Annotated in this window: 21 protein-coding genes and 1 pseudogene; 13 read left to right on the top strand and 9 right to left on the bottom strand. The window is 50.4% G+C overall.

Annotated features, from left to right (window positions below; translation table 11 throughout):
* Positions 1-614 precede the first annotated feature (614 nt).
* The 3 genes and pseudogenes from TX85_RS07375 to TX85_RS07385 all read right to left on the bottom strand — a co-directional run bounded on the left by TX85_RS07375 (position 615) and on the right by TX85_RS07385 (position 6,467).
* Positions 615-1,836, bottom strand: a pseudogene (locus TX85_RS07375) (IS256 family transposase).
* 804 nt (positions 1,837-2,640) lie between these two features.
* The gene (locus TX85_RS07380) at positions 2,641-4,707 is read right to left on the bottom strand and encodes an ABC transporter ATP-binding protein (protein ID WP_044478453.1); all 2,067 of its coding nucleotides are present in this window, start codon (positions 4,705-4,707) and stop codon (positions 2,641-2,643) included.
* Between the two features lie 14 nt (positions 4,708-4,721).
* Positions 4,722-6,467 carry an ABC transporter ATP-binding protein gene (locus TX85_RS07385; protein WP_044478454.1) on the bottom strand — a complete coding sequence of 582 codons (1,746 nt, stop codon included), beginning with the start codon at positions 6,465-6,467 and terminating at the stop codon, positions 4,722-4,724.
* A 450-nt stretch (positions 6,468-6,917) separates the two neighbouring features.
* Here TX85_RS07385 and TX85_RS07390 point away from each other — a divergent pair, with 450 nt between their 5' ends.
* Positions 6,918-7,241, top strand: a complete 324-nt coding sequence (locus TX85_RS07390; RefSeq protein WP_044478455.1) for a HesB/YadR/YfhF family protein — start codon at positions 6,918-6,920, stop codon at positions 7,239-7,241.
* A gap of 156 nt (positions 7,242-7,397) precedes the next feature.
* Here TX85_RS07390 and TX85_RS07395 read toward each other — a convergent pair whose 3' ends face one another.
* The gene (locus TX85_RS07395; protein WP_044478456.1) at positions 7,398-7,913 is read right to left on the bottom strand and encodes a hypothetical protein; all 516 of its coding nucleotides are present in this window, start codon (positions 7,911-7,913) and stop codon (positions 7,398-7,400) included.
* A 135-nt stretch (positions 7,914-8,048) separates the two neighbouring features.
* On the opposite strand from TX85_RS07395, the gene TX85_RS07400 reads away from it, so the two are divergent.
* The gene (locus TX85_RS07400) at positions 8,049-9,005 is read left to right on the top strand and encodes a phosphotransferase family protein (RefSeq protein ID WP_049894854.1); all 957 of its coding nucleotides are present in this window, start codon (positions 8,049-8,051) and stop codon (positions 9,003-9,005) included.
* 51 nt (positions 9,006-9,056) lie between these two features.
* Positions 9,057-10,805 carry an ABC transporter ATP-binding protein gene (locus tag TX85_RS07405; RefSeq protein WP_044478457.1) on the top strand — a complete coding sequence of 583 codons (1,749 nt, stop codon included), beginning with the start codon at positions 9,057-9,059 and terminating at the stop codon, positions 10,803-10,805.
* Between the two features lie 14 nt (positions 10,806-10,819).
* Here TX85_RS07405 and TX85_RS07410 read toward each other — a convergent pair whose 3' ends face one another.
* Positions 10,820-11,272 (bottom strand): DUF441 domain-containing protein, encoded by a 453-nt coding sequence (locus TX85_RS07410; protein ID WP_044479885.1) that lies wholly within the window; start codon positions 11,270-11,272, stop codon positions 10,820-10,822.
* The gene (locus tag TX85_RS07415) at positions 11,272-12,270 is read right to left on the bottom strand and encodes a YpdA family putative bacillithiol disulfide reductase (RefSeq protein WP_044478458.1); all 999 of its coding nucleotides are present in this window, start codon (positions 12,268-12,270) and stop codon (positions 11,272-11,274) included. The genes TX85_RS07410 and TX85_RS07415 overlap by 1 nt, the downstream gene beginning before the upstream one ends.
* Before the next feature lie 209 nt (positions 12,271-12,479).
* Here TX85_RS07415 and TX85_RS07420 point away from each other — a divergent pair, with 209 nt between their 5' ends.
* The 3 genes from TX85_RS07420 to rsgA all read left to right on the top strand — a co-directional run bounded on the left by TX85_RS07420 (position 12,480) and on the right by rsgA (position 15,304).
* Positions 12,480-12,947, top strand: a complete 468-nt coding sequence (locus TX85_RS07420; RefSeq protein WP_044478459.1) for a DUF3939 domain-containing protein — start codon at positions 12,480-12,482, stop codon at positions 12,945-12,947.
* A 171-nt stretch (positions 12,948-13,118) separates the two neighbouring features.
* Positions 13,119-13,808 carry an HAD family hydrolase gene (locus TX85_RS07425; protein WP_044478460.1) on the top strand — a complete coding sequence of 230 codons (690 nt, stop codon included), beginning with the start codon at positions 13,119-13,121 and terminating at the stop codon, positions 13,806-13,808.
* Positions 13,809-14,167: 359 nt separating this feature from the next.
* Positions 14,168-15,304 (top strand): ribosome small subunit-dependent GTPase A, encoded by a 1,137-nt coding sequence (gene rsgA, locus TX85_RS07430; RefSeq protein WP_071784201.1) that lies wholly within the window; start codon positions 14,168-14,170, stop codon positions 15,302-15,304.
* On the opposite strand, the gene TX85_RS07435 is transcribed toward rsgA, so the two are convergent.
* Positions 15,305-16,099: an alpha/beta hydrolase gene (locus TX85_RS07435; protein ID WP_044478461.1), complete on the bottom strand. Its 795-nt coding sequence runs from the start codon at positions 16,097-16,099 to the stop codon at positions 15,305-15,307. It abuts the gene before it with no gap.
* Positions 16,100-16,291: 192 nt separating this feature from the next.
* On the opposite strand from TX85_RS07435, the gene TX85_RS27935 reads away from it, so the two are divergent.
* Positions 16,292-16,423: a hypothetical protein gene (locus TX85_RS27935; RefSeq protein WP_262362620.1), complete on the top strand. Its 132-nt coding sequence runs from the start codon at positions 16,292-16,294 to the stop codon at positions 16,421-16,423.
* Between the two features lie 64 nt (positions 16,424-16,487).
* On the opposite strand, the gene TX85_RS07440 is transcribed toward TX85_RS27935, so the two are convergent.
* Positions 16,488-16,727: a hypothetical protein gene (locus TX85_RS07440; protein ID WP_044478462.1), complete on the bottom strand. Its 240-nt coding sequence runs from the start codon at positions 16,725-16,727 to the stop codon at positions 16,488-16,490.
* Between the two features lie 157 nt (positions 16,728-16,884).
* On the opposite strand from TX85_RS07440, the gene TX85_RS07445 reads away from it, so the two are divergent.
* From TX85_RS07445 to TX85_RS07465, 5 genes are all read left to right on the top strand, one after another.
* The gene (locus TX85_RS07445; protein ID WP_044478463.1) at positions 16,885-17,658 is read left to right on the top strand and encodes a hypothetical protein; all 774 of its coding nucleotides are present in this window, start codon (positions 16,885-16,887) and stop codon (positions 17,656-17,658) included.
* 120 nt (positions 17,659-17,778) lie between these two features.
* Positions 17,779-18,168: a GntR family transcriptional regulator gene (locus tag TX85_RS07450; RefSeq protein ID WP_044478464.1), complete on the top strand. Its 390-nt coding sequence runs from the start codon at positions 17,779-17,781 to the stop codon at positions 18,166-18,168.
* Complete coding sequence (locus TX85_RS07455) at positions 18,155-19,021, top strand: ABC transporter ATP-binding protein (RefSeq protein ID WP_044478465.1); 867 nt, start codon at positions 18,155-18,157, stop codon at positions 19,019-19,021. Before TX85_RS07450 ends, TX85_RS07455 begins: the two co-directional genes overlap by 14 nt.
* Positions 19,014-19,652 carry an ABC-2 transporter permease gene (locus TX85_RS07460; protein WP_044478466.1) on the top strand — a complete coding sequence of 213 codons (639 nt, stop codon included), beginning with the start codon at positions 19,014-19,016 and terminating at the stop codon, positions 19,650-19,652. Before TX85_RS07455 ends, TX85_RS07460 begins: the two co-directional genes overlap by 8 nt.
* 100 nt (positions 19,653-19,752) lie before the next feature.
* Entirely contained in the window at positions 19,753-20,559 is an 807-nt protein-coding gene (locus tag TX85_RS07465) for an SDR family oxidoreductase (RefSeq protein ID WP_044478467.1), read from the top strand.
* A 73-nt stretch (positions 20,560-20,632) separates the two neighbouring features.
* On the opposite strand, the gene gluQRS is transcribed toward TX85_RS07465, so the two are convergent.
* Positions 20,633-21,622, bottom strand: coding sequence for a tRNA glutamyl-Q(34) synthetase GluQRS (gluQRS, locus tag TX85_RS07470; RefSeq protein WP_044478468.1), 990 nt, complete (start codon positions 21,620-21,622; stop codon positions 20,633-20,635).
* A gap of 172 nt (positions 21,623-21,794) precedes the next feature.
* Between gluQRS and TX85_RS27425 the strand changes: the two genes are divergently transcribed.
* On the top strand, positions 21,795-22,385 hold a 591-nt coding region (locus tag TX85_RS27425; RefSeq protein WP_407636285.1), incomplete at its 3' end, for a DEAD/DEAH box helicase.

The raw sequence follows: 22,385 nt of genomic DNA on the forward strand, positions 1-22,385 counted from the left end.
GAAGGCAGCCTTTTTTTGCGTGCGGAAACAGTGGGTTGTAAAGTATCTGTAATACAAGCATCTACTCGATGCAGTGCGGTGTTCCATATTTACAGGAGAGTGTGCAGTATCGGGGAGACAGTTAAACACAAATTGGCACGTTAGAGGGGCAACGTGTGAAGTGTACTTTCGATCGCTGTTGTTCGCAGATTTCTTTAATTGGACTAAGTTCCCACAAGGGAGAAATCCGCTCACAAAGGCGAGCGCTCCGCTTCTACAGTACACTTCACACTTATGCCCTGACTACTTCGCCTTTGCAGTTCAACTGTAATGCAGTTTGCACATGAATGCGCATAAACTGCAATGCAATATGCTGCGCTTCAAATAAGCTTGCCGCCTGTGGCATGTCAGTAGGATATGCGCGCAAGCCTTGGGCAAAGCGCGCATAGCAGCTCGAGCGCTCCGCTTTTCGCACGAACGCAATGTATACCGATCACATGCCTGGAAGTTGTGCTCTGTCTCACGTGCGGACGTTCACTCGGCGAAGCAAGTGCCCAAAAGCAATTAAATCACTGGAGTCTGCGTTCATGCAGGTCAAGTCCATTATTGTGTGTAAAATCCTCGTCAGAGATTGTCTAGCCGATCCGAACTACTTTTGAATCTCCTTTTTTCCTGTTCTTGCGCCATTCTAGAAACTCAGTCATTTCGAGATACTTTTTGCCCATGGACCACTTTTCATCTTGTTCCATTAGCAACGCCCCAAGAAGACGGAGCACCGACTCACGGTTTGGAAATATGCGAATAACACGCTCTCTGCGCCGAATTTCGGCGTTTAAACGTTCTACCGCATTGGTTGTACGAGTACGCTTTCTATACTCAGGAGGAAGCACTAAAACGGCTGTAGCATCGTCAAATCCAGCCTCCAAGATCTCCATGGCTTTGGAGGCTTTTTTCTTGAAACAAATCTACTGTCTGGGCAAGCAAGGTGCGTGCAGTTTGTGGATCAGCTGCCTCAAAGATGGAGCGTACATGAGCTTTAACTTCGCTCCTTAGAGGCTTCGGGGTAGCGTCTAAGATATTGCGCATAAAGTGTGTTTGGCATCGTTGCCAGGTAATCCCCTGTAGGTGCTGCCCAATGGCTTTTACAAGGCCCCCATGGCTGTCACTGGTGATGATCTCAACACCGCGTAGCCCACGATGCTTGAGTTGGGTAAAGAATTCACCCCAGCTTGCTTCTGATTCCGTGTCACCAACCATCATGCCAATAATTTCTCGGTAACCTTCCAGGTTGATCCCTGTGGCGATCATAACGCCTCTTGAGCGAACCCGGCCATCTTCGCGCACCTTGGTGTAGAGTGCATCTACGATGACAAATGGGTACTCCTCCTTCAAAGGTCGATGATTCCAAGCGGTAACGATAGGATCCAACTGCTTGCACAGATCACTCACGGTCGACTTAGAAAACTCAGCACCGCATAATTCCTCTGTCACCTGGGTGATCTTACGAGTGGATACACCATTGATGACCATCTCCATCAGTGCAAGCACAAGAGCTTGTTCACTTCGTTGATAGCGAGAAAAGAGCTCCGTGGAAAACTTACCGTCTCTGAAACGTGGCACATAAAGCGTCAGATTACCTACGCGAGTGGTCAGGGTATGTGGATAAGTTCCATTGCGGTAACCAAGCCGTCCCTCCGTTCTCTCATACTTTTCTGCTGCTAATTGATCCGATGCTTGTGCCTTCAATACTTGATTTAATACAGATTCCAACAAAGCGGATACCCCCGCATCCTGTGAACTACCTAAAAACAACTGATGCAAAAGCTTGGAATCTAGGTTAATCTGGTATTGAGTCATATCAAAATCCCCTCCAAAGAATGTTGTCTCGACAACCTCATTCTAAACGAGGATTTTGACTATGGCTCCTTTTATTTTTGAAGCCTAGCTTTTTACACAATTATATGGACTCTACTTTCATGCAGCTAAACAAGTGCTGGAAAGCATTTAAATTGCTGGTGCGAGTGTTCATGCCCACGAAATAAATGCTAAAAGGCAATTAAATTGCTGGAGTGGACACCCATGCCATCAAACAAGCGCTGAAAAGCAATTAATTTGAACTCCGTGATACTCCGGCTATCGAAACCACCTCTGTTCCTCCATCATCTTGCCCACTAGAATTCCAATTTTGCTCCTAACTTTTCACTCATCCAACTTGACCAACCTCATTCTGGTTACGCTCCAATGAAGTTTGTAATGATAGCCCCATCCGGCACCTCAGATGCCGGATGACAAGCCTGCGATGAAATTCGAGTGCTTTAATACCGAATAGGGACCTTGTGTGAGCTACTATAGTGCATCCGGCACTATAATGCGAACTAATGAGCCTGCGTAGAAAGGGCATAAGTGTGAAGTGTGTTGAAGAAACGGAGTGGTCGCCTTTGCGAGCGGATTTCTTCCTTGTCAGAACTTATTACAATAAGGGAAATCCGCGAGCAACAGCGATCGTAAGCACACTTCACACGTTGCCCCGGCAACGCAGAATCATTGGACGGTTTTTTGGTTGTTGGTGTACTCGTACTGCTGCGCTATTGCATGAAACTGCGATGAATGGAGCGATGGCATGAACTTCAAGGGTAGCCCTTCGTTAGGCGTTGCATTCGACTACCTCTGGTTCACCGCAGGCTGCACGGACGCAGCCGCGACGCTTGGAGCGGGATCGGCACCGCCTGATTGCAGGCGGTACATCTTGTAATAGCGGCCGCCAAGCGCAAGCAGTTCTTCATGTGTGCCGCTCTCTACGATTTGACCGCGATGCAGAACCAAAATCTGGTCCGCACTGCGGATCGTTGATAAGCGGTGGGCGATAATGAAGGTCGTGCGGCCTCGTTTGAGCACCTCCAGCGCCGATTGGATCAGGGCTTCCGTCTCGGTATCGATGTTCGCCGTAGCTTCATCCAGAATGAGAATAGCCGGATCAAAGGCCAATGCCCGGGCAAAGGAGATCAGCTGCCGTTCTCCGGCGGACAAGGTGCTTCCCTTTTCCACGTCCGGTTCATCAATTCCTTTCGGCAAATGGCTCAATATCCGCGTAGCGCCGACGTCATCAAGGGCTTTCTGGATTGTCTCGCGGGTGATGCGTTCATCGCCTAGGCTGACGTTGGAAGCAATGGTCCCCGTGAATAAGTACGGGTCCTGCAGTACAATCCCCATATGCTGGCGAATCCACTGCTTGGGCAACTCCTTGACCGGCTTGCCGTCAATGGTAATCGTACCCTTCTGGGGATCATAGAACCGGAACAGCAGGTTGATAATGGAGCTCTTGCCGGAGCCGGTATGACCGACCAGCGCAACAGTCTGGCCTTGCTTGGCTCCGAAGGAAATGTTTTTTAATACGAAATCCTCCTTGTAAGCGAAAGAGACATCCTTAAACTCGACGTTGCCGCGGTAGCGCGGCATGGAGCCATCTGTCACATCCTCGCCGGGCTCCTCCATCAGCTTGAACACGCGTCCTGCCGATACCATGGAGGAATCAAGCGCAGCCAGTTGGTTAACCATCCCGGTCATCGGCTGGAACAGCCGGCCCAGGACGTCAACGAAGGCATATAGGACTCCAAGCGAGATGATCCCAGCACCGCTTAATTGGGCGGAGCCGAAATACCACAGCACAACCGCGAATGCCAGGCTCCGAATCACGTTCACCAGATTGTGGGAGGTGAAGGCATTGAGATTAAGCATTTTGTTGCTGTGACTCATATAATCATTATTCAGATTTTCAAACTCTTCCCGGGTCTGCTTCTGACGCCGAAAAATCCGGATAATGGACATACCCTGTATGGATTCATTGATAATTGCGTTGATCTCACTCAACCGCGAGCGAATAATCGTGTTGTATTTGGTGGCAAACTTTCGATAAAGCACAATCCAGGCATACAGGATCGGCACAACAAACAAACACACCAGGCCAAGCCGGACATCTAGGATAAATAACGCGATGTAAACACCGATCATATTGATAATACCGGAGAAGAAGTTCGCCAGCACCGCGATGAACAGATCCTTAACGGCCTCCGTGTCGTTGGTGACCCGGGATACGACCTTTCCGGCGGGCAGATTGTCGAAAAAGTGTACCGGGAGCTTTTGAATATGGGCGTACACATCAATCCGCAGCTTGCGGATCACTTTGTTGGCTGAAGATTGGAGCCAATAGGTCTTCCCGAATTCCATCAGAATTGAAATGGCGAGGAATACCATGTACCAGGAAATCAGCTTCAAAATACCCGGGATCTCCGGCTTATAGAAGGCGAATACACCGGCAGAATCCAACCGGACTGCAGGATATTCCTGCACCTCGCCTTGATGTGATAAAGTCAGAACTCCATCCTTGAAGGAGCGCTCGCCGGATACTTCTGGAATGGCGGCCTCCACAAGTACGAAGGAACGGCCAACCTGCAGCACGCGAACCTCCGGACCCCTGGCCTCCTCCGGAGCAAAACGGTCACTCCGCTTAAACGATCTGCCGTCATAAGAGACCGTCTCCTTGCTTGAAGACGCCGTTTCATAAAACGGCTTCTCGATGGCCAGCATATGGTCATCGATCATGGCGCGGGCCAGAAACGGGCCAGCCAGTTCGGCCGCTACGCCGATAGCTAACATAACCAGCGCCAGGATAAATGTATTTTTTGCATGTAAAGCATATTTGAACAGTCGTTTTCCCGTTTGGTTTTTCATACACGGGCACCTCCTTAGTCGGTCAGGTTCGATTCCACTTGCTGTCGTTCATATTGCTCAAGGTACCATCCGCCGTGCTTCAGCAGCTGTTCATGTGTGCCCTGTTCGATAATCCGTCCTTTATCCAGGACAATAATCCAGTCGGCATGCTCAATGGCTGACAGGCGGTGCGTAGAAATGAGCGTAGTTTTACCGAAACGCTTGGTCCGGATATTTTCGATAATGCGTGCCTCTGTGCGGGCATCGACGGCGGAGAGCGCGTCGTCCAGGATCAGAATCTCCGGCTCAGCGATAAATGCGCGGGCGAGAGAGACGCGCTGCTTCTGTCCGCCGGAAAGGGCAACCCCTTTCTCACCAACCAGAGTGTCCAGCCCATCCGACAATGTCTCGAGATCTTGCTCAAACGCCGCGGTGCGGATCGCCTCCATAATTACTTCGTCGGAAGCATCCTTACAGCCGAATTGAATGTTCTGCCGGACGCTCTTTGAGAACAGAATCTGCTCTTGAGGAACGTAGCCGATCCAAGAATACAACTGATCCAGAGCAATTTGATCAATCGGAACCCCGGAAATCGTCAGCTTGCCGCTGCCGGCCGGATATTCTCTCAGCAACTGCTTAAGCAAGGTTGACTTACCGCTGCCGGTTCTGCCTACTACGCCCAACGTCTGGCCTTTAGCTACAGATAGCTGGATATGCTCCAGATTCGTAACCGTTGAAGTCGGATATTGGAAGGTAAGGTTATCAAATTCGATGGTATCCGGTGAGTCTACCGAGACAGGCTCAGCAGGATCCAAGACATCAGGGCGCACGTTTAAGGTTTCGTTCACACGATCCAGCGAGGCACCGCCGCGCTGCATGATATTGATCAGCTCTCCAATGGCGAACATCGGCCAGATCATCATCCCCAAATACATATTGAAGGAGACGAGTTCACCAAGCGTCAGCTCATTATTGAATACGAGATAAATGCCAAAGGTCAGGCTGATCGCATAGCTGAGTCCTACAAAGAGACGGATGGTCGGCTCAAAGTAGGCATCCACTTTAGCCACGGCCAAGTTTTTGCGGAACACGTCCTCGGTAATATCCGCAAATTTCTTCTCGTCATTCCGCTCCTGAACATAAGCGCGAATAACCCGGATGCCGGATACCGATTCTAGCACCTGATCATTCATATCGCCGAAGGCATCCTGAGCAAGAGTATAGCGCTCATGAATGATCTTCCCGTAAATCTTCATCGCCAGGGCAATGAAGGGAAGCGGGATAATCGCGGCAAGCGTCAGCTTCCAACTGATCAATGTGCTCATCGCGATAAATATAACCGAGAGGTAAGCGGTGGAGTCCGTAAGGGTCAGCATTCCGAAGCCGACTGTGACCGCAACGGAACGCAGGTCATTGGTTGCCCGGGCCATCAGGTCACCGGTGCGGTTGCGCTCGAAGAATGGCGGTGTCATACCGAGCAGGTGATTCATGAAACGGGTGCGCAATAAGCGCTCTACCAGGTTCGAGCCCCCGAACAATTTATGCATCCATATGTAGGTGATCAGATAGATGAAGATCAGAACGACCAGAATGAGTACAATATAGGTGGTCAGCGATTGCCCGGTAATGGACCCTGTGGCAATATCGTCGATTGCATTGCCGAGCAGGCGCGGGGGAGCAAGCTCTGCGATTCCTGCCACGATGAGCAGAACCAGACCAACCAGGTACCGTTTTTGCTCACGCTTGAAGAACCAGCTTAGATTTTTTAGGACTGAAAACATAGCGAGGTTTCCTCCTCTTCCTTGAATAATGTTTCTTTTTCTCTTTGAACCTCTGCTGAATACCCTGAAGAACAGCAAAAAGGCATATCGTCATTGAACGATATGCCCAAAATCCATCATTTAGATTTCGCGTACGTTACACGACAACGTCAAGTAACCGCGCGAATAGGGATGCCGGCTCGCAGCCTTTCCAGGCTAGAAGCCGAATGAACCGATCAGATTCACTCCAGCAGGGGTTACCTTGGTATTCAGTTTCTGCGTGCCCGCATATACAGGAGCGGGAAAATGTTGAATCATAAACACCAGGATCACCCTTTCTGCATGGTAATTAATTGAAAACGAATCTCGTATGTTGACGATTTTAACACCGCTTTCTTAAAGGTGTCAAACTTTTTTTTGCAAATCGGTGAAAATGGACTAAAATAAAAGAAACAACAAGGAGGGATCGAGATGATCGAGGTTACGAGCGATGCGGCCCGTTGGTTCAAGCAAGAGTTGGGATTGAAGTCCGGGCAGTCTGTCCGATTGTTTGCCCGCTATAGTGCCGGAGGAGCCATCCACCCGGGATTTTCGCTTGGCATACAGGCAGATGAGCCCATCTCTCCGGGCATTTCCTCAGAAGCAGAAGGCATCACGTTTTACATGGAGGATCATGATAAGTGGTATCTTGACGGCTACAATTTGAAGGTTACTTATAACGCCGGTGAGGATGATATTGAATATGCCTATCTGCCGGAATCAGCGGCGTCTGACGAAGCTTATCAGAGCCAGTAATTCTTAGAGAGCGGCATAGCTTTAGCGCGACGAATTAAAATAGCACAGGACGCAGAACGATCTCACTTCTGCCCTGTGCTATTTTTTGAGTGTTCATCTGCTAGTAACCTCTTGAATAACTTCGTGATCAAAAGATGACTTTTTGGACTACCTCTGTTAGCCCTGATTGCTGAAAATAGGGTCGTCCATCGCATATTCGAAATCTCCGATATCGAATATCTGTACCGGGGCTTCCACCTCGATGATTCTCCGGATCAACTCCAGTTGATCGGTAAGCACCGGGGCATGCTCCCGCTGAGCGGTCAGGACAAGCTCTGTCTCTATCGGATCAAGCAGTTCGCCGTACATTTCGTTGTCCAAGGCGTTGACGACAGTCCACGAAACTTCCTCCCCAAAGAGGATGGACGGGCTTTTGGACCAGGGCACGGTAAGACAGCGCTCCAGCTTTTTCCGGTTTAACGGCTCCTCCAGATAAGCGATCAGCTCTTCAATCTTCTGCTTCACATGCTGATCGTCCGCAGAATCGTTCATCAAAGGCTCCGGGCTGTTACGGAACTCATAGAGCTCCATGACGGTGGTGTAAGGAACTATATATTCTACTGGTGCCTGAGGCATCAGCAATTCGCCGTAGATCGCCACCATCACGGCCTCGATTACAAAACGTCGTGACATGGGTGTCCTCCTAAATTACATAAGGTCAAGCTGCTGCTAAACCCTTTCATGTTAATATGGAGTATATCATTATTGAACCTACAAATACAGCATCTTACAAAAATGAACAGGCTCATCCTGATCAGGGGAGGAACGATGGAAAACACAGATCAAGTCTTAGAGCAAGGACCTTCTTCGAGAGCACTGAACTGGGCGCTTCGCCAGGCAGGACCGGACAGCAGGCTAGTTCAAGCTGTCCGGCTTAAGGGAGGGATCTCATCGGTTGTCTATCGGCTGGAAATAGCTGTTGATCATCAAGCGGAGAACCGCTTGTGGGTAATGAGAATCATCCAGGACGAAGCGTGGATCAAGGAGGAGCCCCATCTGCCGCTGCACGAGAAGGCAGCGCTCCTGGCGGCCTGTGAAGCGGGCATGCCAGCGCCAGTCTGGATTGCTTCCGACCCGAAGGGACGGGAATGCGGTTATCCGGCTGTACTGATGAGCTGCCTTCCAGGTACAGTCATCTTGGAGAGACAAGCCTCCTCTGCATGGCTTAAGGCGCTTGGTGAAGCCATCGCTAAACTTCACGGAGCACCTGCCCGTAAGATGGCGTGGCATTATTTTACATATGTGTCGCTGGATGAGCTTGAAGTTCCGGTCTGGACGGAAGAGCCGGCCGCCTGGCGCTGTATTCTGGATACGGTAAAAGGCCCGAGGCCAGAGTACACTCCTTGTCTGATACACCGCGATTATCATCCGGCCAATGTGCTGTGGGCAGAGGGAGCCATCAGCGGTATTGTAGACTGGATCAATGCTTGCGAGGGACCGGCGGGGATCGATACGGGGCATTGCCGGCTTAACCTGGTTCAGCTCTATGGCGTGCAAGCGGCCGATGATTTCCTGGATGCGTATCTTGCTGCTCCGGGCGTCTCTCTACTTGCTGCGAACCCATATTGGGATATGCTGTGTTTGGTTGAGATGCTTCCAGGGCCTCCAGGGGTATATAAAGGATGGGAGGATCTTGGCGTGCAAGGATTGACTCCGGAGCTGATCCGGCGAAGGCTGGATGAATACGCGGTGCGGCTTGCCGCAAAGCATAAAGAGTACGAATAAAGGACTCTCGAACATCAGGATTAGAGATACAGAAAGGAAAGTGAACCTAGATTGAAGCATTGGAGAGCCTATTTTCAATTTGTTAAGCCTTATACGAAATGGATACTGCTGACCTTATTTATTGGGGTGCTGAAGTTCGGAATCCCGGCATTGCTCCCTTTAGTGCAAAAATACGTTGTCGACGATGTGCTGCTTAATTCTGCGCTTCAGCTGGAGGAGCAGGTTTCAAGGTTGACATGGGTGCTGACTGGCTCGTTGATTCTGTTTGTGATCGTGCGGGGACCGGTGGAGTATGCAAGACAGTATTTTGCCCAACTGATCACGTCCAGGATTTTGTTCGATTTGCGCAATCGTCTCTACGCACATCTCCAGCGCTTGTCGCTACGTTACTATCAGAATACGAAGGTTGGAGAAGTCATATCGCGCTTTATCAATGATGCGGAGCAGACAAAAAACATTGTCGAAGTCGGCATGATGAATGTGTGGCTGGATTTATTTACATTAATTTTTGTGCTCGGGTTTATGGTGTATCTTGATCCGGTGCTTACGGTGGTCGCCATATCGATTTTCCCGCTGTATGCTATAGCGGTCAAAATATTATACAAGCGTTTGAAGGCGCTGACCAAGGATCGTTCTGCTGCGCTGGCAGGCATTCAAGCTTATCTTCATGAGCGGATTCAGGGGATATCGGTCATCAGAAGCTTTGCGCTTGAGCGTCATGAGGCCCGCCAATTTGAGGGGATCAACGGGAAATACCTCAATAAGGCGATTGCTCACAGCCGCTGGAATGCCTGGACCTTCGCTGTAATTAACACCTTGACAGATATCGCACCCCTGCTGGTTATCGGTTATGGGGGCTATCAGGTCATTCAGCACAATTTGACGCTCGGCACGTTTGTTGCGTTCTTCGGTTATTTGGACAGACTGTATGCGCCGTTGAAGCGGCTGATCAATTCCTCGACGATTCTGACCCAAGCTTCGGCCTCCTGGGAGCGTGTGCTGGAATTGCTGGAGGAGCCTTATGATATGACAGATGCGAAAGGAGCAGCCATTCTTCCGGCCGGCAAGCATGGCGTAGCGTTCAGACAAGTGTGGTTTCAATACCAGGATCAGGGAGGATGGGTGCTGAAAAACATTTCGCTCCAGGCAAGCCCGGGGCAGACGGTTGCGTTAGTCGGCATGAGCGGGGGCGGCAAATCATCACTGGTTGGTCTGATTCCAAGGTTCTATGATGTTCAGAAGGGCTCGATTCTCGTAGGAGGGAGGGATGTCCGGGAATGGACAATGGAGAGCCTGCGCAACCAGATTGGCATGGTACTTCAAGAAAACTTCCTGTTCAGCGGCAGTGTGCGCGATAATATTTCTCTGGGCAATCCGGAAGCGGGAGAAGAGGAGATTATTGCGGCCGCCAAGGCGGCAAATGCCCATGATTTTATTCTGGAATTACCTCAGGGGTATGATACGGAGGTGGGTGAACGCGGAGTGAAGCTGTCGGGGGGACAGAAGCAGCGGGTTGCGATTGCAAGAGTCTTCCTTAAGGATCCAGCGATTCTGATTCTGGATGAAGCAACCTCTGCGCTGGATCTGGAATCGGAGCATCTGATCCAGCAATCGCTGCAAAACCTGTCCCGAAGCCGGACAACTTTGATTGTGGCTCACCGCCTGTCTACGATCACACATGCCGATCTCATTGTCGTCATGAAGAATGGGGCCGTAGCCGAACGGGGAACCCATGAGCAATTGATGCAAAAGAATGGCGTCTATGCCCAGTTGTATAATATTCAGCATTTAAATGCTTAATCAGCCAGGCGGTGTTATCCTTTCCCGATGATGAGGGAGAGGATGCCGGCGGCGATAAGCGGTCCAACAGGCACGCCTTTGAAGAAGGCGACACCGAGCACGGTCCCGATCAATAGCCCCGCAACAACGGTCGGCTGGCTTCCCATCAGGGAAGCGCCTCTGCCGCCCAGCCAGGCTACGAGCACGCCAACGGCAATCGCCAGAAGCGATTGCCAGTGAAAGAAGGAAGCCCACAGTGTCTGGAGCGAAATTTTTCCGCTCGCAACCGGAGCCATCACTCCGATGGTTAGAATGATGATTCCGATGGTCAGGCCGTATTTTTCAAGCCAGGGAAAGGCAAAATGCAGCTGGAGCACACGGACCATCAAAAGAACCAGCATAGCAATGGTGATTGGCATGTTGCCGCTAAAGATCCCAAGAGCTGTCATCAGGAGCAGGAAGAGAGCGATCAGATCAACCTGGTTCATCATGAACGGGTCCCGGTCTTGCTCAGAATATGATCGGCAATCAGCCGTCCGTGTCCTCTTCCTGTTTCTATGAATACCTCATTGGCATTGCGTCCGGAAGCTATGACACCTGCTACATATAAGCCGGGTACATTGGATTCCATCGTCTCCGGGTGGAAGACGGGCTTCTCCATCTCACCGGACATCTCGACCCCGGCATCCAGCATCAGCTTGCGGTCCGGCCGGAAACCGGTTAGTGCCAGCACGAAGTCATTTGGAAGCACTGTTGCCGTCCGGCCGTTTGGGCCAACCGACTCAACGACAATTTCGCTTGGTCTGACCTCCGTCACTCTGGCCTCTAGCATAAGCCGAACCCTTCCCTTATTCACCAGACCCTCGAAGAGCGGTCTTACCCACGGCTTCACAGACTCCGAAAGGGCCTCTCCGCGGGACACCACCGTAATTTCTGCGCCTACACGCACCAATTCCATGGCCGCGTCAATGGCGGAATTACTGCCTCCAATGATCGCAACCTTCATCCCTGCATAGGGATGAGCCTCCTGGAAGTAATGGGAAACCTTGTCCAATTCTTCTCCAGGAATGCCGAGCAGGTTAGGGTGATCAAAATAGCCGGTAGAGATCACGACGTATTTCGTATCATAAACCCATTCCTCTCCCTGTCTTGTCCGGGAATATACTTTGAAGCTGCCGTCAGGCTGCCGGTCGATGCGAGTTGCTTCCTCATAAGCGGCGACGGGTACTTGATAGTGCTCGCTGACCCGGCGGTAATAGGCCAGAGCCTCATGCCGGTAAGGCTTATCGTTGGGCGTTACGAAAGGAATATCACCGATCTCCAGCAGCTCTGCAGTACTAAAGAACTGCATGTAAGTCGGATAGGAGTAGATGGAATGAACAACACAATTTTTCTCAAGTACAAGGGTATGTAAACCGCGCCGCTGGCATTCAATAGCCGCGGACAGTCCGCACGGACCCGCACCGATAATGATCACGTCCTGCATAAGAGCCTCCTGAGTTGTGAGTAATTGAAACAGTTCCATCCTACCGCAAACAGGGGAGAATATCCAGAAGCAGGCTGTTAGGCACGGCAGAAATTTTTTGACTATTGTATGACGTTTTTGCGTTCGAGGTTCATACTTAAAATTTTAGGATATAATAGTATTGAAAGCGTTTGCTTTCTTAGATGATGGAGATAGGAGGTTGATGCGATATGTTCTTTTGGAATAAAAAGCGCAAAACTCTTCCCGCTGACGGTCCCCCTCCTGCCGTACACGTAACGCTCGAGGAGCTCAAACGAGCTGTTCTGAAATATGAGATGGACATGCCGAAGGGAATTAACCGCAAGAATCTGGTCCTGCCGGACAAGAGCCTTGATTTAAGCCGGCTTGTCAGATATTTAGGCGGTATAAGCGATCAAAAGTTTTATCTGTCGTCAGAAACATTCGAAATTTTTGAAGAGCACGAACGAGAGATTCCTTATTATTTGGATTTAGTGCAAAGGGCTGTGGATTCTTATGTAGAAGAATCGGGGAAAATGCCTGTCATCAAGCAGGCGCCGCCGTTTCAAGTCGATATCAAAACGCTGATGGACGGACATTTTCTAAAGGAAGCTCCTCCATTTCCTCTTTATATTACAGACCAGGAAATGCTGTTAACCCATCGGAAGGAAGTGGTGTAAATATACCGTTTAAGCCTGCCTGTTATTTAGATAAATGTCGAATAAGAAAAGATGAAGCGCAGATCCGAATGACGGATTTGCGCTATTTTTGTCGTTTACAGGTTGACAGAAGACTTACAATAAAGGTAGAGAGAATTAATAGAATTCCGGGAGATATTGGGGGAGAACAAGATGATTAAAGGATTGTTATTCGATTTGGATAATACGTTGATGGATCGGGACTGGACCTTTCAAGAGTTTTCCCGTCAGCTGGTTAGAGAACTGTTAAGTGAACAGGATCAGGAGAAGCAAGAGCAAATTGTTGCGTACATGATTGAAAGCGATGCGGATGGTTACCGGCCGAAGGATGGCTTTTTCCTTGAATTGATCGAGCGGCTTCCATGGCGCGTCAAGCCTGTATTGTCCGAGGTCCAGGCCTATTACAACGAGCACTACATGAAGCATGCCAGAGTTATGACCCATGCGCTGGATACGCTGAAATCCTGCCGGGAAGCGGGATATAAGCTTGGTGTAATCACAAACGGGCTTAGCACTGTTCAGCATGGCAAGATCGATCGGCTTGAGCTGCGGGATTATTTTGACGCTATTATCGTCTCCGGAGATCATGGGATGAAGAAGCCTGACCGGCAAATTTATGAGTTGGCTTTGAAAAGACTCGGTACAGCGGCGGAGGAAACGCTAATCATTGGGGATCATCCGGTTAATGATATCTGGGGAGCCTCCAGAGCGGGAATCCGTGGAATATGGCTGAAACGCAAGCATGCATGGCCGGAGACTATGACGGATGCAACGCCGCTTCATGCTGTGCATGAACTGGACGAAGTCGTATCGATTTTGAGGAATCTACAAACTCAGGCTTGACAAATAAAATGACCGTTCATTATGATTAAGAAAATGTTTGTTAAAGGAGGCTGTTACTATGAGCAGAATGACATATTCGATTGAACTGTTGCTTGTCGTACCGTTTAGAGCCTCTGATAAGGTAAGCTATTTGCATCGGGAATTGCAGCCTTGAACTGATCCTGGATCCGTGTTCGAGCGTTATTTCCGTATGATAATACTACCGCAGGGGCGCCTTGGCCCCTGCGGTTTTTTATGCTCTTTCGCTCATTCAACAAAAGGTGGATGAATCGCGGAGTAGTGGACGCAGGTAGATGGCCTGCGTCTTTTTTGTGTTGATCTAAGGATGAAAATAACCATTTGGAGGAATTGAATTGAACATGCATACAGGTGGAAATGAACATCGTAATATCCAGACAGGTCATGAATGGCTTAACAGGTTTGGCTGGAATGCAAGAGCGGAATCAAGCTTCGCGGAACAGTCTCGGGAAGGGATGTTCCCAGCCCGGATCACAGCGGATCATGGACAGAAATACAAGATTGTCTCCGAGCGCGGAGAAGGCTGGGCAGAGCTGTCGGGACGGCAAAAATATGAGCTTGAAGAGCGAAGCGCCTTCCCGGCCGTGGGGGATTGGGTCTTGTTAAGATACTTGACCGAGACGGCGCCAGATGGCATGATCCATGGCTTGCTTCCCCGCAGCAGCCGAATTTCGCGGCGTTCTGCGGGAACCGTGCCCGTAGAGCAATTGATTGCGGTTAATGTTGATCTGCTCCTGCTTGTGGCCGCATTGAACCATGACTTTAACCTGCGCAGACTGGAGCGTTACCTGGTTATGGCTTGGAACAGCGGCGCCAATCCGGTGATTCTGCTTAGTAAAGCTGATCTTGCCGAGGACCCGGAGGCTATTATCGCTGCAGTGGAGGCGATAGCTCCCGGGGTTCCTGTCATTGCTGTCAGCGCCAAGGAAAACCAAGGGAGGGAGCAGCTTGAAGCTCTATTGAAGCCAGGGCTCACGATCGCGATGACAGGCTCTTCCGGAGCGGGAAAGTCAACGATTCTGAACTGGCTGTGCGGTGAGGAGCTGCAGGCAACTACGGAGGTGCGCGAGGATGACAGTCGAGGCCGCCATACGACAACTCACCGCGAGTTATTCCCGCTTCCTCAAGGAGCGGTAATGATCGATACTCCCGGAATGAGAGAGCTTCAATTGTGGGAAGACGAGGACGGGGGATGGGCCGAGGCCTTTGCCGATATCGAGAAGCTGGCTGCTGACTGCCGATTCAAGGATTGCAGACATGAGCAAGAAGCGGGCTGTGCTGTGCTGGCGGCAATCCGCAATGGGGAGCTTGAACGCAAACGGCTGGATAATTACCGGAGAACGGAGCGGGAATTGAAGTATCAGCATGCGAAGGAGAATCAGAGGAAGAGGTCGCAGCATCGAACGGGAGGAAAAAAAGAGCTCCGCCGCGACAAGGGAGCGCAGCGGAGACGTTATGAGCTTGAGCCAATGGACTAATCAGGATTGGCGCAATGGGAGCCATTGCAATACATCCTGGATTCGGGCGTCCCAGTATTCCCAGTCATGGGCGCCCGGTCCTTCCTCATAGGTCAGTTCCAAGCCCGCATGACGGCAGGCATCCCGGAAGATCAGATTATCCTGGTATAGAAAATCTTCCGTCCCGCAGCACTGATATAGACGGGGAAGCAGTTGACGCTGTTCATCCGTCTGGAAATTCCCGAGCAAGTGGATCAGATCATTGTCCGTCCCAGCCGGACCTTTCGGTCCGAAAATGCGTCTGAACAAGTGAGTCCTCTGCGACTCTTCATTTTCTCTCATAAAGATACCCGATGTATGAAGTGCCCCGGAAAGACTTGCCGCCGCAGCGAACATATCAGGTCGGCGAAGAGCGAGCTTGAAGGCGCCGTATCCCCCCATAGATAAACCTGCGACAAAGTTGTCCTCCTTGCGGCTGGAGAGCGGAAAGAAGGAACGGCATTTGGCAGGGAGCTCTTCACTAATAAAGGTCCAGTAACGATTGCCTTCCGCCATATCCGTATAGAAGCTTAGGTCGACTTGCGGCATAACTACGGCTAAACCCAGCCTTGAAACGTAGCGTTCAATCGAGGTTCTGCGCAGCCAGATAGTGTCATCGTCAGACATGCCATGAAGCAGATACAATGTAGGATGCAGTCCGTCGCTGCTTAGTCCTTTCATTCCGATTTGTCCATAGGTGGTCTCTGGCAAAATAACAGTCATGGAGGTGCTGATTCCCAACACATCCGAAAAAAAGCGAACTTGCATGAGAGCCATAGAATAATCTCCTTCCGGTGGAAGCCGCGGCTTCTATGTATGATGAGTGCATGTTATTTCCATTATAGTACGTTGAGAGAACGGTTACAAAATGAAACGTTTAAAAGCTTGGGAACGGTTTATATTAGGGGTATAAGAGCAGAGGGAAATGTCCCCCGTCGGGTGAGACTGAATTCCAAGGAGGAGATGAACATGGGGATTGATCGCTTCCTGATTTATAAAATCAACACCTGCACCTATGAGCCGATGAGGATCAATTTGTTGAAGCTGCTGTTGATCCGGATTGAAAAGGCGTTGGGGGAGGAAGAAGCAATCCAGAAATGAAGAACCAGCCGCCGGAAGGCTCCGGCGGCTGGTTCTTCATATTGGATCATCGTTTGATTTAAGATTAATAAAGCGACAGTGCGAGTGAATCGAATTCGCTCTTACTGTGAAGGATAGCCTCGGAGCCTTCAATTTCAATACTGATGAGCGAGGCCAGACATTTTTTCAGCGCGTTTTTACCAAACAGATATTTGTTCTCGAGCGCGCTGGTCAGCAGTCTTAAGGTACGCTGTACAGGTTGCTTGGTATCGGTATTAAAATATACGGGTACTTGGTTGTCCTGGAAAGTTATTAGAATTCTCATAGTTAATCACCTCTATACAGTGGTCTCATTGTAGACATTGTAAAGTAGAAATCTTAAAAATTCATTAAGATAACATTATAATTCGATTAATGTTTTGTGACGGAGTAACAATTATAATGTAATCTATCCACTTTCGGCTTGAAAAGGAGGAGTGAATATGCAGGAGGATTTTGTAACGGAGAGAAAAGAAGTAACTCTATCTGCCGAAGAATTCTACGGGACCGCTTGTCATTGGGGGATCGGCGAAGTATTGCACAGGCTGGATTCATCTTGGAGTGGCTCGAAGCAAGCACCGGAAAGACTACCTGCCTGGGCATCTGATTTAACGGCCTCTTCCTTTCGAGGATGTTGGATGCGTTATCATTTGGAGGAAGAAGCTGGAGAAGAGTTCATTCATTGCTGTGAAGGGCAGGTTATCTGGGGTAAACGGATGGGAGAGGCTTCTTCCTCGTTCAAGCTGTGTGGAGAGCAAGTACGGGAATCGTTATGTCGAGAATGGGCGAAAAGGGCTTGTCAGAGTATACGGACTGAGGAAAACCGAGCCGAGATGCCAGCGCTGCTGCTGTCCAGAAACGAATATGATACCTTGATTCCTCGCTTGAAGGAGATGGAACTGGATGAACTCATGAACAGACTGGCCGTCCATTCCGGAGATCATGAGGGGAGCATCGCTCTTGCCAGAAGTCTGAAGCGGCCCGGCTCGCATGGGGAGATTCTATTTTATGGCAAGGATTCGGGCTGTGAGAGGCTGGAGCTTCATCAGGTGCGGTTTATCTCTACCGATCATATCAACTGGATCCTGAGAGAAAGCACAGGGGACAGGGAGGATTGGCTGATTGCTTCTCCATCAAGCCGCTATAAATTTCAGGAGATGCTGGAGTCGTGGCTCATGCATTCCCCCTCTGTTGAAACATATAAACAATGTCCTTAAATGGGTTGCGAATCATAGACCTCATCCATTCGGGTGAGGTATTTTTGTTGCATTTAGTGTATATAATGTATATATTGTATATATACATTACTGTGACAGATAGGGCGGTGATTGAGCCGAATGAATATTTTATTGAATCCCTCTTCAGGAGAGCCTATCTACCTGCAGATTGTAAGGCAGATTAGAGCCAGCATATTGCAAGGAGATTTGCTCCCGGGAACTCCGTTGCCGTCGATCCGTCAGCTTGCGAAGGATCTGCAGATCAGTGTCATTACAACCAAGCGAGCTTACAGCGAGCTGGAAGCTGAAGGGCTGATCGACTCTATGGTCGGAAAGGGGTCCTTCGTATCGGGAGGCAGCCCGGAGTTTATCCGTGAGCAACGGATGCGCAGGATTGAGGAGAGAATTCAGGAATTGCTTATCGAGTGCCGCAGCATTCCGTTAAGCACGAATGAGCTGATCGACTGGATCAGATTATTGGAAGGAGAGATCGGGCATGACGGCAATTGATGTTCAGGGATTGAGCAAGCGAATGAATGGCTTTGCACTGCAACAGGTTTCGTTTTCCGTACCAAAGGGTTATATCACCGGGCTCATTGGTCCAAACGGCGCGGGTAAGAGTACATTAATTAAGATAATGATGGGGATGGTCACACCAGATCAAGGCAGCATCACCATTCACGGACAGAGTGCGGGGATTGCCGGAGCAGCATATAAAGCGAATATTGGTTATGTTTCGGATGAGAATATTTACTATGACACCTTGACTCTCGGAGAAATGAAGGAGATTTTCAAATCGTTCTATCCGCGCTGGGATGAGGGGCAGTTCAAGGAATATCTGGATCGCTTCGAGCTGCCTGTAAAGAAGAAAATCAAGGACTGCTCGAAGGGAATGAAGACCAAATTTGCTCTGGCACTCGCGCTGTCGCATCATCCGGACCTGCTTATTATGGATGAGCCAACGGCAGGCCTGGACCCGATATTCCGCAGAGAGCTGCTCGAATTGCTGGCGGAGTTCATTCAGGATGAGAAGCGGACGGTGCTGTTCTCGACCCATTTGACGACCGATCTGGATAAAGTAGCGGATTATATTACCTTCATTCACCGCGGGAAGCTGGCCTTCTCCCAGACTAAGGAAGAGATCCTTGAGCGTCATCTGATTGTTAAGGGCAGCAAGGAACTGCTTGACTCAGATACCCGCAAGGAGTTTGTCGGTCTGCGCGAGACGGATTTTGGATTCGAGGGCCTTACTGCGGACGGAAGCCGGCTGCAATCGATCTTCGGCAGCAGCGCTCTTTATCATCAGCCGACACTTGAGGATATTATGTACTATACGGCCAAGGGAGGGAAGGCATATGCATAGCATCGGAGGGCTGATGAAGAAGGATTTTTTGTTGATTCGGCGTTTTATCTGGCTTCTGGCCATTTATGCGGTTGTCTTCTCGGGAATAATGCAAAAGGAAAATCATACGCTCATTTACAGTCTGTTCCCGGGTTTATTGCTTATTCTGGGCATCAGCTCGGACTCGCAGCGTTCTGCACAGCAGTTCTTGGTCAGCCTGCCCGTTCCAAGGAACCGTCTTGTCTTGTCCAAATACCTCTCTTCATTAATCTTGGTCGTGGCAGCAGTACTGATCGCTACGGGTATGAATTTTGCTTCCGATCTGCTGTATGGACACCCGGTTCATTTAGATTTGATGCTGATCGTCGGGACCTTTCTTTCCATGGTCGTTTTTATGTCCATTTATCTGCCTTTCTTTTACTGGCTTGGGCTCAAGGGGTTTCAGGTGGTAAATGTCGTGATGATGATCGCGATTATGGTGGCGAATGGAGTTATGACCTCGCTGCTGACAGCATCGGATTTCCGATTTTTGCAGGACCGTTTTCTCGAGCAGCCGGGCTTGTCGTGGATTTTTCTGATTTTGCTGACGCTTCTTGTCTCTGTAATTTCCTATCTTATCTCATGCAGAGCATTTCGTACGAGGGATCTATAAGCTTGTTCGGTGATTAAAACGCCCCCCTTTATGGGTAATCTTGAGACAGGTGCTTAACCTAAGTCAATTTCCCATACTGAAAATAGGAGCGTGTATCATCATGGCTGAAAATAACGGAATCCGTCAACGCTTTCAGGGCAAGACGGCAATTGTGACAGGCGCGGGCTCCGGGATCGGCAAAGCGGCTGCAATCAAGCTGGCTAGTGAAGGAGCCAAAGTTGCGCTCTTTGATCTGCTCAATGATCGAACGCACACAACGGAACATCAAATCAATCAAATTTACCGTGGTGTCTCCCGGGCATTCGATGTTGATATCTCTGACCCGCAGCGGGTGGAGAAGGCGGTGAATGAGGCTGTCGAGGCTTTCGGCGGAATCGATATTGTGTTCGCCAATGCAGGAATTAACGGCACACTGGCTCCGGTGGAAGAGATGAGCTTCGAGGATTGGGAGCGAACGATGCGAATCAACCTGAACGGAACCTTCCTGACGGTTAAATATACGGTTCCCCATTTAAAGCGGCAAGGCGGCGGAAGCATCATTATTACCAGCTCGATCAACGGGAACGACAGGTTCTCAGGCTTTGGAATGACGGCTTATAGTACGACAAAAGCAGGACAGGTGGCATTTTCAAAAATGGCGGCACTGGAGCTTGCGAAGTTTAAAATCCGGGTCAACTCGATTTGCCCGGGCGCTATCGCCACGAACATTGATTCAAGCACCGAGGTCAGCGATGAGCTGGACGGGATTGTCATTCCGGTTGAATATCCGGAAGGCTCGCAGCCTCTGGCGGACGGTCCGGGTCAACCTGAAAATGTGGCCGATCTGGTCGCATTTCTTGCATCCGACGAATCAAAGCACATTACCGGTGCCCGGATTGTGATCGACGGGGCGGAGTCACTGCTATAAGTGCGTGTTGAATCTATAACAAATAGGAAGGGGGATCCTGCAAAGGGTCTCCCTTTTGCTCGTTTTGAATAAGTCAGTTCCCGTACAGCAAGCTCAAGGCTTGACCGGTCACGACAAATGGTTCCTGATGAAGCTTCTCAAGCGTGAATTCCGCAATCAAATCCGAAGCTGCAAGCGGCTCGAAATGGTCGATCAGGCCGCTGACATAGGCAAGCCACCCTATGAGGGTCGTCGGCAAAACGCCGTCGCTGCGCAGGCAGGCGATGCTCAGATCACCATGACGCTTGGCAAGGCGGGTGCCATCGGCTCCAAGCAGTAACGGCGCATGAGCGAAAGAAGGGATCTGTTCTCCCCAGCTGAGCGCCCGATAGAGCTGAATCTGTCTTGGTGTCGAATCAAGGAGGTCATCTCCGCGGAGCACATCCGTGATCTCCATCAGGGCATCGTCAACCGTTACGGCTAACTGATAAGAATACATGCCGTCAGCTCGGCGAACGACAAAATCACCGCCACTACCGGGCGAAAATTGCTGAGCTCCGGCAATGCCATCCTGGAAGCACAATAATTGATCCTGCGGCACTTCGGGCAGTGCAAAGCGCAGGGAAGGCGTCTTCCTGCGAGCGCGCTCAGCACGCTCTGTCTTCGTCAATCGCCGGCAGGCTCCGGAATAGGGAGCGCCCTCCGATGCCAATCCGTGAGGAGCGCCTGCAATGCCATGAAGCTCGGCCCGGCTGCAATAGCATGGGTAGAGAAGCCCTTCGGCTTCCAGCCGATTCAGCGCATCAGCGTACAACTCCAGCCGCTGGCTCTGGAAATAAGGAGAATGGGGCTCCAGAGCTCCGGGGCCTTCATCCCAATCCAGACCAAGCCAGCGCAGGTCATCCATGATTTGAACCGATTTCTCCGGTCTGGAGCGCTGAAGATCAATGTCTTCAATACGCAACAGGAATACGCCGTTTGCCGCACGCATTTGCAGCCATGAGAGCAGGGCGATTTTGGCGTTTCCCAGATGCATGTCTCCAGAGGGCGTCGGTGCGAATCGTCCTCTTCTTGTTGAATCCATGGCAGTTCACTTCCTCTTGAATCAAGAAATGTCATTTTAATATTATACAAGCCAATCTTTATGCCGAAAAGAACTCACCTTCACCGGGCGGAAATGATTCCATGATCAAAGGATGGCAGCTGTGGTAAAATTGCTGTGATGATGGATAGCTTAAACGTGCAAGGAGATCAGAATGAATCAAATTAGAATGCCGATTGATGAAGTCATACCTGAGATAAAGCAGCATCTGGAACATTCGGGAGCGGCGGTCCTGATCGCTGAGCCGGGAGCGGGAAAGACAACCCGGACACCGCTGGAACTGCTCCAAACGCCCTGGATGGCCGATATGGGGATGATTCTGCTGGAGCCCCGCAGAATGGCAGCCAGATCGGCAGCGGTCTATATGGCTGCACAGCTTGGCGAGCCGGTTGGAGAGACGGTCGGCTACCGGATTCGAAGCGAGAGCAAGACCTCTTCCCGCACGCGGATCACGGTGGTTACCGAAGGAATCCTGACTCGGATGCTCCAGCATGACCCTGCCTTGACCGGGATCGGGCTGATACTATTCGATGAATTTCATGAGCGGAGCATCCACGCCGATCTCGGGCTGGCCTTGACACTTCAAAGCCGCGAGCTGCTGCGGGAGGATCTGCGGGTGCTTGTGATGTCGGCGACGCTGGATGCGGAGCCGGTGGCGGCGCTGCTTGGCGGCGCACCGATCGTCGAGAGCCGGGGCGTCATGTATCCGGTCGAGACGATCTATCTGAGACTGCCAAGGCACACG

It is taken from the genome of Paenibacillus antibioticophila (assembly GCF_000455265.1).
Classification (GTDB): domain Bacteria; phylum Bacillota; class Bacilli; order Paenibacillales; family Paenibacillaceae; genus Fontibacillus; species Fontibacillus antibioticophila.

Bases quoted from the DNA above. Each gene is read 5' to 3' on its own strand.
- TX85_RS07380 (WP_044478453.1), bottom strand. From the start codon at position 4,707: ATGAAAAACCAAACGGGAAAACGACTGTTCAAATATGCTTTACATGCA.
- TX85_RS07385 (WP_044478454.1), bottom strand. From the start codon at position 6,467: ATGTTTTCAGTCCTAAAAAATCTAAGCTGGTTCTTCAAGCGTGAGCAA.
- TX85_RS07390 (WP_044478455.1), top strand. From the start codon at position 6,918: ATGATCGAGGTTACGAGCGATGCGGCCCGTTGGTTCAAGCAAGAGTTG.
- TX85_RS07395 (WP_044478456.1), bottom strand. From the start codon at position 7,913: ATGTCACGACGTTTTGTAATCGAGGCCGTGATGGTGGCGATCTACGGC.
- TX85_RS07400 (WP_049894854.1), top strand. From the start codon at position 8,049: ATGGAAAACACAGATCAAGTCTTAGAGCAAGGACCTTCTTCGAGAGCA.
- TX85_RS07410 (WP_044479885.1), bottom strand. From the start codon at position 11,272: ATGAACCAGGTTGATCTGATCGCTCTCTTCCTGCTCCTGATGACAGCT.
- TX85_RS07415 (WP_044478458.1), bottom strand. From the start codon at position 12,270: ATGCAGGACGTGATCATTATCGGTGCGGGTCCGTGCGGACTGTCCGCG.
- TX85_RS07420 (WP_044478459.1), top strand. From the start codon at position 12,480: ATGTTCTTTTGGAATAAAAAGCGCAAAACTCTTCCCGCTGACGGTCCC.
- TX85_RS07425 (WP_044478460.1), top strand. From the start codon at position 13,119: ATGATTAAAGGATTGTTATTCGATTTGGATAATACGTTGATGGATCGG.
- rsgA (WP_071784201.1), top strand. From the start codon at position 14,168: ATGCATACAGGTGGAAATGAACATCGTAATATCCAGACAGGTCATGAA.
- TX85_RS07435 (WP_044478461.1), bottom strand. From the start codon at position 16,099: ATGGCTCTCATGCAAGTTCGCTTTTTTTCGGATGTGTTGGGAATCAGC.
- TX85_RS27935 (WP_262362620.1), top strand. From the start codon at position 16,292: ATGGGGATTGATCGCTTCCTGATTTATAAAATCAACACCTGCACCTAT.
- TX85_RS07440 (WP_044478462.1), bottom strand. From the start codon at position 16,727: ATGAGAATTCTAATAACTTTCCAGGACAACCAAGTACCCGTATATTTT.
- TX85_RS07445 (WP_044478463.1), top strand. From the start codon at position 16,885: ATGCAGGAGGATTTTGTAACGGAGAGAAAAGAAGTAACTCTATCTGCC.
- TX85_RS07450 (WP_044478464.1), top strand. From the start codon at position 17,779: ATGAATATTTTATTGAATCCCTCTTCAGGAGAGCCTATCTACCTGCAG.
- TX85_RS07455 (WP_044478465.1), top strand. From the start codon at position 18,155: ATGACGGCAATTGATGTTCAGGGATTGAGCAAGCGAATGAATGGCTTT.
- TX85_RS07460 (WP_044478466.1), top strand. From the start codon at position 19,014: ATGCATAGCATCGGAGGGCTGATGAAGAAGGATTTTTTGTTGATTCGG.
- TX85_RS07465 (WP_044478467.1), top strand. From the start codon at position 19,753: ATGGCTGAAAATAACGGAATCCGTCAACGCTTTCAGGGCAAGACGGCA.
- gluQRS (WP_044478468.1), bottom strand. From the start codon at position 21,622: ATGGATTCAACAAGAAGAGGACGATTCGCACCGACGCCCTCTGGAGAC.